Annotated in this window: 13 protein-coding genes and 2 pseudogenes; 9 read left to right on the top strand and 6 right to left on the bottom strand. The window is 59.6% G+C overall.

Annotated elements, in window-relative coordinates; genetic code table 11:
* Positions 1–93 precede the first annotated feature (93 nt).
* Positions 94–969 (top strand): LysR substrate-binding domain-containing protein, encoded by an 876-nt coding sequence (locus tag RA19_RS17540; RefSeq protein ID WP_039164972.1) that lies wholly within the window; start codon positions 94–96, stop codon positions 967–969.
* Between the two features lie 46 nt (positions 970–1015).
* On the opposite strand, the gene RA19_RS17535 is transcribed toward RA19_RS17540, so the two are convergent.
* Entirely contained in the window at positions 1016–1846 is an 831-nt protein-coding gene (locus RA19_RS17535) for a polysaccharide deacetylase family protein (RefSeq protein WP_039164971.1), read from the bottom strand.
* A 9-nt stretch (positions 1847–1855) separates the two neighbouring features.
* Positions 1856–2791 (bottom strand): N-carbamoyl-D-amino-acid hydrolase, encoded by a 936-nt coding sequence (locus RA19_RS17530; protein ID WP_039164968.1) that lies wholly within the window; start codon positions 2789–2791, stop codon positions 1856–1858.
* A gap of 350 nt (positions 2792–3141) precedes the next feature.
* On the opposite strand from RA19_RS17530, the gene RA19_RS17525 reads away from it, so the two are divergent.
* The 7 genes and pseudogenes from RA19_RS17525 to RA19_RS26645 all read left to right on the top strand — a co-directional run bounded on the left by RA19_RS17525 (position 3142) and on the right by RA19_RS26645 (position 9351).
* Entirely contained in the window at positions 3142–4215 is a 1074-nt protein-coding gene (locus tag RA19_RS17525; RefSeq protein ID WP_039164966.1) for an ABC transporter substrate-binding protein, read from the top strand.
* A 61-nt stretch (positions 4216–4276) separates the two neighbouring features.
* Complete coding sequence (locus tag RA19_RS17520) at positions 4277–5335, top strand: ABC transporter ATP-binding protein (RefSeq protein WP_039164964.1); 1059 nt, start codon at positions 4277–4279, stop codon at positions 5333–5335.
* On the top strand, positions 5332–6186 hold the full coding sequence (locus RA19_RS17515; protein ID WP_039164962.1) for an ABC transporter permease: 855 nt from the start codon (positions 5332–5334) through the stop codon (positions 6184–6186). The genes RA19_RS17520 and RA19_RS17515 overlap by 4 nt, the downstream gene beginning before the upstream one ends.
* Positions 6183–6980 (top strand): ABC transporter permease, encoded by a 798-nt coding sequence (locus tag RA19_RS17510; protein WP_039164960.1) that lies wholly within the window; start codon positions 6183–6185, stop codon positions 6978–6980. The genes RA19_RS17515 and RA19_RS17510 overlap by 4 nt, the downstream gene beginning before the upstream one ends.
* A gap of 31 nt (positions 6981–7011) precedes the next feature.
* Positions 7012–8460, top strand: coding sequence for a dihydropyrimidinase (hydA, locus tag RA19_RS17505; protein WP_052261872.1), 1449 nt, complete (start codon positions 7012–7014; stop codon positions 8458–8460).
* 17 nt (positions 8461–8477) lie between these two features.
* Positions 8478–8821 (top strand): annotated as a pseudogene (locus RA19_RS17500) (transposase); the annotation flags it as partial.
* 32 nt (positions 8822–8853) lie between these two features.
* Positions 8854–9351, top strand: a complete 498-nt coding sequence (locus RA19_RS26645) for a hypothetical protein (protein ID WP_039164954.1) — start codon at positions 8854–8856, stop codon at positions 9349–9351.
* A 236-nt stretch (positions 9352–9587) separates the two neighbouring features.
* Here RA19_RS26645 and RA19_RS27485 read toward each other — a convergent pair.
* Together RA19_RS27485 and istA are read right to left on the bottom strand one after the other, a co-directional pair.
* Positions 9588–9665: pseudogene (locus RA19_RS27485) on the bottom strand (ATPase); the annotation flags it as partial.
* On the bottom strand, positions 9631–11199 hold the full coding sequence (gene istA, locus RA19_RS17490; RefSeq protein WP_039164951.1) for an IS21 family transposase: 1569 nt from the start codon (positions 11197–11199) through the stop codon (positions 9631–9633). The gene istA and the pseudogene RA19_RS27485, both read right to left, overlap by 35 nt.
* 236 nt (positions 11200–11435) lie before the next feature.
* Here istA and RA19_RS26640 point away from each other — a divergent pair, with 236 nt between their 5' ends.
* Complete coding sequence (locus RA19_RS26640; RefSeq protein WP_152615803.1) at positions 11436–11801, top strand: hypothetical protein; 366 nt, start codon at positions 11436–11438, stop codon at positions 11799–11801.
* A 132-nt stretch (positions 11802–11933) separates the two neighbouring features.
* On the opposite strand, the gene RA19_RS26635 is transcribed toward RA19_RS26640, so the two are convergent.
* Complete coding sequence (locus tag RA19_RS26635) at positions 11934–12113, bottom strand: hypothetical protein (protein ID WP_152615802.1); 180 nt, start codon at positions 12111–12113, stop codon at positions 11934–11936.
* Positions 12114–12438: 325 nt separating this feature from the next.
* Entirely contained in the window at positions 12439–13278 is an 840-nt protein-coding gene (locus tag RA19_RS17480; RefSeq protein WP_052261870.1) for a formate/nitrite transporter family protein, read from the bottom strand.
* Between the last annotated feature and the right edge of the window lie 6 nt (positions 13279–13284).

The raw sequence follows: 13284 nt of genomic DNA, 5'->3' as shown, positions 1-13284 counted from the left end.
TTGACTTAAGGAAGTGATAGAAAGCCAAACTTTCACACACAAGCGAATTGATGTAAGGGCCTATGTGACGAAATTTCACGAGGCGGGCACACCATGCAGCACCTTCCCCCGATCAACGCCTTGCGCGCCTTGGACGCGGTCGCCCGCCATGGCCGGTTTGTCAAAGCGGCCGAAGAACTGAACCTCACCCATGGCGCCGTCAGCAAGCAGATCCGCCAACTGGAGGAGTTTTACCGCGCGCAGCTGTTTATCCGCACCTCCACCGAGGTCCGCCTGACCTCGCGCGGCCAGCGGGTCCACAAGGCGGTCGCAGAGGTGCTGCAAACCCTGATCGGGACCTTGTCAGAAGGCAATCAGGACGAACTGTCCGGCGAACTGCGCCTGCTGATGCCGCCTGCCTTTGCTGCCTATTGGCTGATGCCGCGGCTGCCGGAATTTACCACGCTTTATCCGGAGATTTCCCTCAAACTGGAATCCTCGCCGGAGATGCTGCGCGAACCGGATGCGGCGATTGACGTGACCGTCCGCTACGGGCGCCCGAACTGGCCGGACCGGGACGTGACGCTGCTAAGGGACATTTCGCTGTTCCCGGTTTGCAGCCCAGAACTGACCCTTGGCCGCAATCCCCTGGCCAAAGTCTCGGACCTGAAGCGGTTCCCCTTGCTGCATGAAGACAGCGGCGCGCTGTGGGCGAAGTGGCTAGTGTCAGCCCGGGCCGGGATGCAGTCGGTCAAGTCCAACCACTATATAACCGATGTGCATCAGCTGCTCATCGCTGCCCGCGAAGGCCTGGGCGTCGCCCTTGGCGACACGGTCACGGCCCGCCATTTCCTGAAGAGCGGCGCCCTGATCCGGCCTTTCAAAAACACAATCCGATCGCCCTATTCCTACTATGTGATTTCAGGAAAAGACGATCAGAAGACGCAGCGGTCCCAGGCGTTCATCGACTGGATCACCACTGTGGAATAGGCCGGCTCCGGCCTGAGAGCGGGACCGGAGCCGGTTTTGCGCGTTGCTATGCGGCCGGACGTGCTGTTCCGGCAGCGAAAGCTTCGGCAACCTCAGTGCCTGTGGCAAACCAAACGTCTTCCTTGGAGCGCATGTATTCAACGATCCGCCGCAGCAGCATGTTGCGCGCGGGCCGCCCGGATATCTGCGGGTGCAGGGTATAGTTTGCCAGGCCGCCCCATTCGTAAAGCGCGTCGAACTCTTCCTTCCAGACCTGGAAAATATGATCGTTGGTCAGGATCGTGGATTGCTCCTGGATGATGTAGAGCGACAGCGCGGAGTCATCGAGCTGCCAATGGAAGGGCAGCTCAATCGGACCTTCGCTGCCATCGGCCAGGGTATGGCGGTAAGGCACATAATCATCCAGGAAGCCGCTGTTGTAGAGGAACCCCCGGTCCCGGACGAGCTCCAGCGTGCGGTCGCTGGAGGTGCCCGCGGGCGCCCGGTAGCCCTTGGGCACGACGCCTACAGTGCGTTTCAGGGCCTCGAGGCCCTTGTCCATTTCCTCGACTTCTTCCTCGTAATTCGCCGGATCGATCCACTTGTGCATATGCCCGTGGTGCCCCACCTCGTGCCCGTTCTTGAGAATGGCCTCGATCGCTGCTGTGTGCTGTTCTGCCGTCCACCCAGGCACATAGAAACTGGCCGGAACTTCGAAATCCCTGAATACGTCCAGCATCTTGTAGACGCCGCGCTTGGGCCCGTAAGTGCCTTGCGACAGGATTGAAGGTTTGCGGTGAGCCGTTGCGTCCTCGGAGAACCACAGCGACTCCGAGTCGAAATCGCAGGTCAGCATCACCGCGCAGCGGGCGCCATCGGGCCAAATGAAATCTGCCATCTGAACTTCCTATTTCTGAGGGGTCACCGGACCGGCGGTCTCGACGATCAGCCCGTAATGCTCCGGGCGGCGGTGCAGGCCGAGATTGAAAAGATCTTCCTTGTAGGAGAGGCCCGCGTCCAGATCGCATTTGTGAACGATCACCTCATCCCCCAGCGTCGAGGACATGGCGACAATTTCGCCGGACGGCGCGATGATGCAGCTTTGGCCGATCATCTTGGAGCTTTCCTCAATCCCGCATTTGGCGACGGCAACAACCCAGGTCGAGTTCTGATGCGCGCCGGCCTGCAGCACCAGGTGGTTGTGGAAGGACGCCAGCACATCGTGGTCGAAGTTATAGTCGATGCCAACCGGGGTGTTGTAGCCGATCATCACCATCTCGACACCTTGCAGCCCCATGCAGCGGTAGGTTTCCGGCCAGCGGCGGTCATTGCAGATGGCCATGCCCAGCTTGCCGCCGAAGCCTTCGAAGACCGGGAAGCCCAGGTCGCCAATTTCAAAATAGCGCTTCTCCAGATGCTGGGCAGGCTTGTCCCAGACTTCGCTGTTACCCGGCATGTGGATCTTGCGGTATTTGCCGATGATTTCGCCGGACTTGTCCACGGTGATGGAGGTATTGAACCGCCGCTTGCGGCCGTTTTCATGGACGATCTCGCAATAGCCAAGGCAAAATCCGATCCCCAGCTTTTTGGCTTCGTCAAACAACGGCTGCACATCCGTGTTCGGCATGGCTGTCTCATAGTAGGAATCGAGTTCGTCTTCGTCCTCGATCAGCCAGCGCGGGAAGAATGTGGTCAGCGCCAGTTCGGGGAAAACAACGATGTCGCAGCCCCAGCCATGCGCCTCCTGCATCATCCTGACCAGCCGCTTCACGACCGACGCCCGGTCTTCGCTGCGCTGAACCGGCCCCATTTGGGCTGCCGCCACTTTTACAAATCGCGCCACTGTCTGCTCCTGTCTTGGGTTCCATGCCCGTTTCTGAACGGTTCCGGGCAGTATCACTGGCCAATACCCTAGGAGGCGCCGGAGCCGGCACAATCGAAATAGGAGCACACAACTTGTGCCGAAATTTCACACCATCGTCAGAAATAGTGTCATGAACAAGCAAAGGGCCAATCTACCCCGCTATTTAGAAAAAGAAACTTCCAGAAACCCCCTCTCAATGTGAATTTTACTCACAGAAGGAGTGCAAATACTTCGATTGTGCGGACGGGTATTCACAGGGACATTGGCCGAAACTTCCGCGGTCCAGCTCCGGCATGAACCAAGCGGAGGACACAGCAGCGGAGAGACCAATGAAACTGAACAGACGCGCCTTTTTGCAGACCACGGCAGCTGCCACCGCAACGCTGGCAAGCCCGGTTTACCTGAAACAAGCCTGGGCGGCCGAGCCGCTGATCGTGGGCAGCTTTGGCGGCTATTTTGAAGACTCGGTACGCGAAAAAGTGCTGCCGAAATTCACCGAGGCCACAGGCATTCCGGCCAGCTCGGTCGCGACATCCTCCGGCACAGCATATTACGCGGGCATCCGACCAGCCGTTGCCTCGGGCAATCCGCCAATCGACGTGGGCATGACCGGCGGCGGCGAAATCCTGCGCTTCCAGGATGTGTTCCACCGCTTCAACCCGAAGAATGTGCCGAACCTGGGCAACTTGAGCGAAGATTTTGTCGCCCGCGGCGAGGACGGTGCGCCTTATGCCACCGCTGTGCTGGCCTGGTACTCCACCTTCGTTCAGAACACAGACTACTTCCCCGACCCGATCCAGTCCTGGGCGGACATCTGGGATCCCAAGTTCTCCAACTCGCTGGGCTGGACCGAGGACATCACCATATCCGGCCTGCTGGAAATCACCCAGCGCACCTTCTTCGAAGGTCAGCACATGCTGGCCAGCCGCGAAGGGGCCCGCGAACTGCTGATGAAGATCGCCGAACTGAAGGACAACGTGACGCTCTGGTACCGTGACGAGGGCCAGTTCCAGCAGGGGCTGCAGTCCGGCGAGATCCCGGCAGGGCAGTATTACCACGACGTGACCCAAATCATGATCGCCGATGGCTTCCCGGTCACTTCAGTGTTCCCGAAAGAGGGCGGCGTGATAGACTTCGGCTCCTGGGGCATTCTGAAAGGGTCTCAGCGCACCGATGCCGCTGAACAATTCCTGAACTACTGCTGCGATCCGACCGTGCAGGGCGACATGAGCCGCGCAATTGGCACCGCACCGGTGGTCTCACAGTCCGCTGCAGGCATGTCGGACGAAGAGTTCGCGCTGGTCTCCAGCCCGATCGACCCGATCTTTGTGGACTATCAGTTCCAGCTGAAAGAGGCCGATTGGGTGACCGAGGAATGGGCCAAGATCCTGGCAGCCGCGTAACCCGGAAAGCGGCGGCCCGCGGGCAGCAGGCCGCCAGCCGCAGTTAAGGAACAGGTGCCGCATGACCGAGCTAGTCCTGCAAAATATCGACAAGAAGTACGGCAAATTCACCGCCGTGAAGAATGCCAATCTGAAACTGGATGACGGCAGCTTTGTCTGCTTTCTGGGGCCGTCCGGGTGCGGCAAAACCACCCTGTTGCGGATGATTGCCGGGCTGGAACTGCCCTCCGCCGGACGGATTCTGGTGGATGGCGATGATGTGACCAGCCTGCCCGCGCACAAGCGTGAAACCGGCGTTGTGTTCCAGTCTTTGGCATTGTTCCCGCATTTGAATGTTGCGGAAAATGTGGCCTATGGCATGCGCCTGCGCAAGGTGCCGAAGGCCGAGGCTCTGGCCCGCGCGCAAGAGCTTTTGGAGCTGGTGCAGCTGCCGCACATTGCGAAGCGCACTATCACCGAACTGTCGGGCGGCCAGCGCCAGCGAGTGGCGATTGCCCGCGCCCTGGCTCTGAAGCCGAAACTGTTCCTGCTGGACGAGCCGCTGTCGGCGCTGGATGCAAACCTGCGCGAGGACATGCAGGTGGAGCTGAAACAGCTGCAGCGCCGCCTGGGCGTGACCACGGTGATGGTGACCCATGACCAAAGCGAAGCGATGACTGCCGCCGACGTGATTGTGGTGATGAGCGCGGGCCGGGTCGAGCAAATCGGCCACCCGCTGGAGGTCTACCAGTACCCGGCCAATAAATTCGTGGCCGGTTTTGTCGGCAGCAACAACCTGATAGAGGGCGCGCGCATCGCTGATGCGACCTCGGTTGAGGCTTTCGGCCGCCGCCTGAAGGCCGAGCATGCCGCAGGCGCCAATGCGGCGGGCACCGAGGTGACTCTTTCGATCCGCCCCGAAGATGTGGAGCTGAGCACGGAAAGCCAAGGCAAGGAAAACTGCATTCCCGGCACCGTCAGCTTCATGCGTGATCTGGGGGCTGAGGTTGAGGCGCATGTGACGGTCGGCGGCACACGCATCATTGCCAAATGGATGCCGAAGTCCAACCCGACGCTAAAGGAAAGCGATGAAGTCGTGCTGTACTTCGACCCTGCCGATATCCGGGTGCATCTGTCATGAGCGGCAGACCTCTCAACCTCACCCGCGCGACTTTGCTCAGTTATCCCGCAATTCTGCTGTTCATCGGTTTTGCGGTGCCGATGGCGATCATGCTGGCCAGCTCCTTCTATCATCGCACCGAAACCTACTATGAGCGCGGGTTTGAATTCACCCATTACCTGCGCGCCTTTGACTGGCTGTACCTCAGCGCCATGTGGAACACGGTGCGGCTTTCGGTCATCGCCGCGACCCTGGCTGTGATGCTGGCCTTTCCCTTCACTTACTTCCTGGCTGGCTACTCGCGGCGGGTGCAGACGGTAATCCTGGTAATCGTGCTGGGCGTTTTGTCCCTGTCTGAAGTGATCGTCGCCTTCTCCTGGTCCAACGCGCTGTCGCGGCCTGCCGGCATCAGCAACCTGTTCGTCTGGCTTGGCGTCATGGACCGTCCGGCGTCCTGGGCCCGCGGCCTGCCGGCAATCCTGATTGCGCTCAGCTACTTCAATCTGTCGATTGCAATCCTGATCCTTTATCCGCACTGCACCCGGCTGGACCCCTCTTATACCGAGGCCGCGCGCACCATGGGCACCTCGCCGCTGCGCACCAGCTACAAGATCATCCTGCCGATCTTGCGGAAACCGCTGATTTCAACGTGGATTGTGCTGTTTGTCTTTACCATGGGCGCGGTGGTCACACCGCAATGGCTGGGCAAGCCGGATCAGTGGATGCTGGCGGTGCATATCAGCAAGCAGGCGGTCCAGCTCGGCAACATTCCCTTCGCGGCAGCACTGTCAGTTGTGTTCCTGCTGGTGACCGTCGTCCTGGTGACCGTGGCCAACAAGATGGCCGGCAATGAGAAAGGAGAGACCCGATGATCGACCGCTTGAAATACGTCTACACCGGTATCTTCCTGACCATCCTGATGCTGCCGCTGGTAATCGTGTTCGGCGTCTCGCTGAACGAAAAGAAAGTTCTGTTTTTCCCGCCGCGCGGCGTCTCTGGCAAATGGTACAGCGAGCTGTTCGTAAACCCGCAGTGGTTCGAACCGCTGATGACAAGCCTGGCCGTGGCGGTGATGACCGCCCTGCTGGCGCTCGCAGTGGCACTGCCGGTGGCCTACTTCCTGTGGCGTTACAAGATCGTCTACGCCAAGATCCTGTTTACTGTCGGCCTCTTGCCCTTCGCCTTCCCGCCGGTGATCACTGCCATGGGCATGCTGCTGCTGTGGGTCAGCCTGGGCCATGTCGGCGCCATCGAAAACGTGGTGCTGGGCCATATGATCTTCCTGCTGGCGATGCCGCTGGCGATGATCTCTCTGGGATTTGAATCCATTTCCAAAGAGCTGCTGGAAGCCGCGGAAACCATGGGAGCCAACCGGCGCGAAGTCTTCACCACCGTAGTGCTGCCGATCGTGGCGCCCTTCCTGGTATCCAGCTTTGCTTTTGTCTTTGTGCTGTCGATGAACGAGTTCGTGATCTCCTTTTTCGTCGGCCAATCGCAAGTGGTGACCCTGCCAGTGCAGATCTTCTCGAGCCTGCGCGGCGGCTATTCACCCACCATCGCTTCGGCTTCGGTTGTGTTCATCCTATTGTCCTTTCTGGTCTTCGGCCTGATCGGCATCTTCGGAAACCTGCCTAAACTTCTAGGGGCTTACGAGCACCAATCCTGATGCTCCTCCCGCTTACTGACGAGACTGTTCCATGTCCTATGACCTGATCATCCAGAATGGCACCATCGCCACTGCCTCGGATACCTATCGCGCCGACATAGGCGTGAAAGGCGGCAAGATCATCGCAATCGCCGAGCACCTCGAAGGCGCTGAGGAAGTGATCGACGCCTCAGGCAAGTTCGTTCTGCCGGGCGGCGTCGAAGCCCATTGCCATATCAACGAGCCCCCAATCGGCAAGGTCGAAAGCGCCGACACGTTTGAGACCGGCTCCCGCTCGGCAGCCTGCGGCGGCAACACCACTTTCATCCCCTTTGCCAACCAGGCCCGGGGGCAGTCGCTGCTGGAGGCAATCGAGGATTACCGCAAGCTTGCCGAAGGCAACTCCTACATCGATTATGGCTTTCACCTGATCGTCTCGGACGCCACGCCCGATGTGATCTCGCGCGAGCTGCCGCAGGCGATCCAGGACGGTTTCACCTCCTTCAAGGTCTTCATGTGCTACTCAGACGTGATGATCGACGACCGCCAGATCCTGGATGTTCTGGGCACTGCCCGGCAGGAAGGCGCGCTGGTCATGATCCATGCGGAAAACGACCACTGCATTTCCTGGCTGGGCAGCAAGCTGGAAGAGCTGGGCCAGACCGAACCCAAATACTATGCCAAGGCCCACGGCCATGTGGTGGAGCGGGAAGCCACCCACCGGGCCATCTCGCTGTCCGAGATTGTCGACACCCCGATCCTGATCGTGCATGTCTCTTCAGCCGAGGCGATGGAGCAGGTCCGCTGGGCGCAATCCAAGGGGCTGAACATCCACGCCGAAACCTGCCCGCAGTACCTCTATCTGAAGGAGGAGGATTTCGACCGGCCCGGCTGGGAGGGATCCAAGTTCATCTGCTCGCCGCCGCCGCGCGAAGAGAGCAACCAGGGCAAGCTGTGGCAGGCAATCAAGAACGGTGTGTTCGACGTGGTGCATTCGGACCACTGCCCCTATTCCTACGAAGGGGACGCAGGCAAGCAGTACCACGCGCACGAAGGCGGCCACCCGCATTTCAAATGCATTGCACCCGGCGTGCCGGGGATCGAGGTGCGGCTGCCGCTGATGTTCAACGAGATGGTTTCGAACGGCCGGCTGGATATCAACCGCTTCGTTGCGCTTACCTCCACCAATGCGGCCAAGCTCTATGGGATCTACCCTCAGAAGGGGACAATCGCCATCGGCTCCGACGCGGATTTCGCATTGTGGGATGCGGAACGCGAAGTCGAGATCAAACACGCAAACCTGCACGACGGCTGCGACTACTCGCCTTACGAAGGCACCGTTGTAAAGGGCTGGCCGGTCCGCACTATCCTGCGCGGCCGCACCATCTGGAACGACGGCGAAATTACCGGCGCGCCTGGGGAGGGAGGCTTCCTTAAGCGCAAGCTGCACATGGACCCCGCCTGGAATGCCCCATCTGAACTGGTCCACCGTTATGTTTAGGAAACGGAGGACTGAGAATGGCGAACAAGCGGCACAAGCCGGAGGAAATAGTTCAGAAGCTGCGGCAAGTTGATGTGCTTGTCGGCCAGGGGATGCAGCGCGTGGATGCGATCCGCGAAGTGCGCATCACTGAGCAGACCTACTACCGCTGGCGCAAACAGTATGGCGGGATGGGAACCGACCAACTGAAAGAACTCAAACGGCTTCAGAAGGAGAACGAACGGCTGCGGAAAGCCGTCTCGGACCTGACCTTGGACAAACTCATCCTGAAGGAGGCGGCTCGGGGAAACTTCTGAGCCCCGCCCGTCGGCGCGCCTGCATCGAGCTGATACGCAGCGAAATGAAAGTGTCGGAACAGCGCCTTGGGATACCGGCCGCCTGCGCCGGAAACAAATGCAACAGCCCACATTTCGGTATGATGATGCGACGTGGCAACGACCGAAAGAACGCTGTGCGGTGGCTCCATTTTGGGCGTGTACGTTCGAGGCTGACGAAACTCCATTGCAAGATCAATGTGATTGGATTTGGTCGAAAGACACAACGGGTCAAACCTTGCTGGACAAACTCGATCAGCACCTAGCTCAGCTATATCGCGATTACCGAGGCTACACTGTCGTGTGGTCGGGCAACAAATCTATTCATATCCATCTGCTGTTTGCGAGCAGCCATTTGAGCCGCCGAGTGACAGAGGTTTTAGCCAAACGACACGGCAAGAACGCCGACGCGCAGCTTCGCGACCACTGGCAAGGTGATATCGACCCGAATGTGATCTGGGACTATTACTCCACCTGCTGGGACCAACTGGAAACAGACATCCGCGAAATCACAGCCATCGACGACAAGTTCGACCATAGCATGCGGTACCTCCACCAGAAAAGACGACTACCATGAGGGCTGCGCGTCGCGGAAACTGGGAATGCTCAGGGCTTCAAAGGCGGTGACCTGATCCCGCAGGTCGTGCTTGAAGAACGGATGCGCAAAACATCCGCTAAAGGGGCACAGGGATATTTCCTCAGAGCGACTGAAGCCAACGCAATGCCCGTTACACAGGTATCTAAGTCCTCCTCAGACCGACGTTGCGCTCCTCTATATGTTGATGAATAACTTCCGGCGTTGACAGTCTATCTGCGCGAGGGTTCGTGCTGACGCTTCGCCGCCGTGGCGATGGTCTCATCGTAGGCGGCCTTCATGCCGTAGAGCTTCAGCTGGGTCATCGCGTCCAGCACCTGTGATCTTTCCATGGATGTGTCTCCTTAGGCTGTCATAGCGTTTGCAGTCGGTCACGGGCTCGCAGGTCAGTCGCAGCGCGTCGGGCGTATCGATGGTCAGCGGCGGCGGCGGCTGACGATGCCGGGCCAGAATGTTGATGACGACCGAGGCCGCGGGGGGCCCTTCGTTCAGCGCTTCGGCACAGGCAGCATCCACTGCACCCAGCCCATCGGTGGGGATCATGCTCAGGATCTGGACCATCTGCCGGTCGCCATTGGGCACCTTGCCCAGTTTGCGCTGAATGCGCCTGATCGCTGATGGCAGCTCCCAGTCCTTGAAGGGAGCCCCATTCCTGAGAGCGCCAGGCTTCCGGGCCAGCACCGGGATGTAGTGCAGCGGATCGTAGATGGCCTTGTCGCGCCCGAAGGCTCGTTCATGCCGCCCTACGATCTTGCCGTCCCGCCAGAACTCGACCCGCTCGGCATAGGCGCGGATCTCGACTGGCCGGCCGACGGCGCGGCCATCCACCGAGTAGCGGTTTTTGTAGAACCGGACGAGACAGGTCTTCGAGACTGATGCCGGCACAGCGTGGAAACCATCAAAGGGGCCGACGTATGGCACCAGACTCGCCCGCTCGTCCTCGAAAACCTCCCAGATCGTGCGGTCTCGAAGCTCCTGATGCGGATGGGACTTGGCCCAAGCAACGCAGCGGTCCTCGAGCCAGGCGTTGAGTTCGGCGTAACTCTTAAACTTGGACCTGGGCACGAAGAAGCGTCGCCGGACAACGCCGACCTGGTTCTCGACCTGCCCTTTCTCCCAGCCAGACGCCGGTGTGCAGGCAACGGGATCGACAAGATAATGCCCGCACATCTGCTGGACGCGCCGATTGTAGGCCCGGTCGCGGCCAACGAAGATCGTGTCTACCGCCGTCTTCATGTTGTCGTAGATCCCGCGCGTGCAGGCCCCGCTGAAGAAGGCGAAGGCCTTGTCATGGGCATCGAACACCATCTCCTGCGTCTCGCGCGGATAGGCCCGGACAAACAGCATGCGGCTGTGGCAGAGCCGGACATGCGCCACCTTCACAGTGGTGGCCGCGCCGTCGATCACAACAATCTCGTGGCTCCAGTCAAATTGGCAGGCCTCGCCCGGATCGAAAATCAGCGGGACATAGGCGGCCGCGGAGGCCTCTTGTTCTTCCTTGGACCACGTGGCCGCGTAACGCCGGACAGCGTCATAGACGCCGTCATATCCAAGGGCTCTCAGTTCTTCGAAGATCCGGATGCGGGTTAACCCCTCGCGCTTTGGCTTCCTCGCATTCGCCGCCAGCATCTCTTCGAGCTTGTCTTTCCACGGCCCGATCTTTGGCAGAGGCTGAACCCTGCGTTCGTAGGTCACTTCCGTCACACCCGACCGGACCACGTTCCGCACCGTATTCCGCGATACCAGCAGTTCCCGGCAGATTTGCTTGATCGGCTTCCTGTCCTGAAAACACGCGCGCCGGATCTTTGCTATCGTCTCCACGACCAACATCCCAATCTGTGCTCCCCGATAACCTCGGGGGCATGATTCACATCGGTGTAAGGGGGTCATTTTTGAACGCCGATTTCCCCACTAAGGGGTCAAAATTGCATGCCTGTTCGCATCCGGGATGGACCGTTTCGCCTTTAGCAACTTTATTGTCTCGTCCACATCACCGATCAAAGACGTCTGTAGGCTCTACGGAATGAACGCGTGCGATGGCCGATGTTTCTGGAAGGAGCTCGGCTATGAAAAATCTGACTGTCAAAGACATTCCGGAAGCGCAAGTGCGGCTTCTTATTGCTTGCTGTAGAGAAGCCCGCGAAGAGGCGGGATTTGGGTCGAAACTTGTAGCAAAGTATGGCGGCACAGTTGGTCAAAACTTTGATTTCAAGAGAGACGAAACAGCAAGTAAACCCCTAAGCTATAAATTAGGATATTGCCAATCCGCTCGCAAAATCGACCTTAAACCGCCGCCCACTACGGGCGAAATGTGCTGCAGCCGCAGCCCGCTTACCGGCCATTCGCCGAGCGTGCAAAATCTGGAGATGATCGAATTCACAGCCGGGACAGAGCCGTCGTTTGCTGCGGTTGCAATTCAGGCCAGCTTCTGAGTCTACTGTATGCAGACACCGCATGCGGAACAACACCGCGAACTTCCTGTGTGGATGCGGTCATCTACCTCCGGGCGCCTCTTGGCGAGTCCAGCAGTCTGAAATCTGCACTAAGCCGCCTTTTTAAGGTGCCTAAAGAAAGACGGCTGAGCGGGACAAGGCTGCCATTTTCGCTGGCTTTGCCCCGGAGCCTGCCCAGATCAGGCAACAGATTTTCAGTATTTCGCAAGCGACATAGACCAGATGGAAAGAACTTTCCGCCACCTGTCCGCCGGTGATGATGGCAAGGGTTCGAGTGTCCAGAACCGGCATGATCCATAACCTCTGCACTGCAAACAGGCTCAGGGCCGCCGCTAGGGGCAAGGAGGGGCGCCGCCGCGCAGCACACAGCAGCAGCAGGAGCGCGCAAGCACAAACAGCTTCGGCCACGCCGAGCCAGAAGAACTGCGCCCGGCCCACCTCCAACGCCACCGGCAGTGTCAGAGACGGCGCCTGGAATTTGGCGGGCGCCGCGATCATATTGCCGGCAATTGCTCCGCCAGCCCAGGTGAATAACAGACTCCGGGCGGCGTTTTCGATTCCCTTGGCAGCCGGGGGGCCTACCTTTGTGCAGGCGGCACCGGCTGGCATTTGATTTTCAGCCATTTTGCTGCCTGTTTTGTTCAATGCTGCTGTTGGCCGGCGGAACCGGCGCGACGCCCGGAACCCGCGGGCGGGAGGCAGCACGCCAGTAGCCGTAGCCCATGATGCCGACGCCGGCGGCAGCGTTGCCCAAGGTGACAAACAGCAGGTTATGGGCTGCGCCCGCGACCGAGATGCTGTCCGGGTGGCTGGACAGCAGCGCCAATGAGAACACGGTCATATTGGCCACGCTATGCTCGAAACCGGCAGCAATAAAGGCGTAGAGACACCAGAAGATCACAATGCATTTAGTCACGTCATCCTTGGCCCGCGCCGAACACCATAAGGCAAGGCAGACCAACCAGTTGCACAGCACCGCCTTGGCAAAGAGCTGAAGACCGGTTCCGTGCATCTTCTTGGCCGCCACCTTGTACAGCAGCGCGTCTTCGCCCGCGCCCAGGATCAGGCCCCCGCCACCTGCCACGAACAGCAGCGCCAGCAGCAGGGCGCCCGCCAGGTTGCCCGCCCAACTGGCCGCCCAACAGCGCAAAAGATCGCCCAGCCCGCTCTGCCCGGTCAGCAGGCCGTGGGTCATATACATGGTGTGGCCGGTGAACAGCTCGGCGCCTGCAAACACCACCAGCGTCAGCGCGATCCCAAAGCTCGCGCCCATCACGATAGGCCGGATAGCACCGTCCACCCCCTGCCCCACGGAAAAGATCAGCAGGATGCCCGCGCCAACAAATGCACCCGCTTTCATGGCCAGGATCAGAAAGGCCAGCAGATCGTTCCGCAGAGCCTCCCCCTTCTTCTGCGCCAGCTGCGCAAATCCCAGGACGGTTTCGGCATAGGTCATGTCACT

The organism is Leisingera sp. ANG-M1 (genome assembly GCF_000813745.1).
Taxonomy (GTDB): Bacteria; Pseudomonadota; Alphaproteobacteria; order Rhodobacterales; family Rhodobacteraceae; genus Leisingera.
Note: the sequence above shows the minus strand (reverse complement) of the source record. Positions and strands in the feature narration are given on the sequence as shown.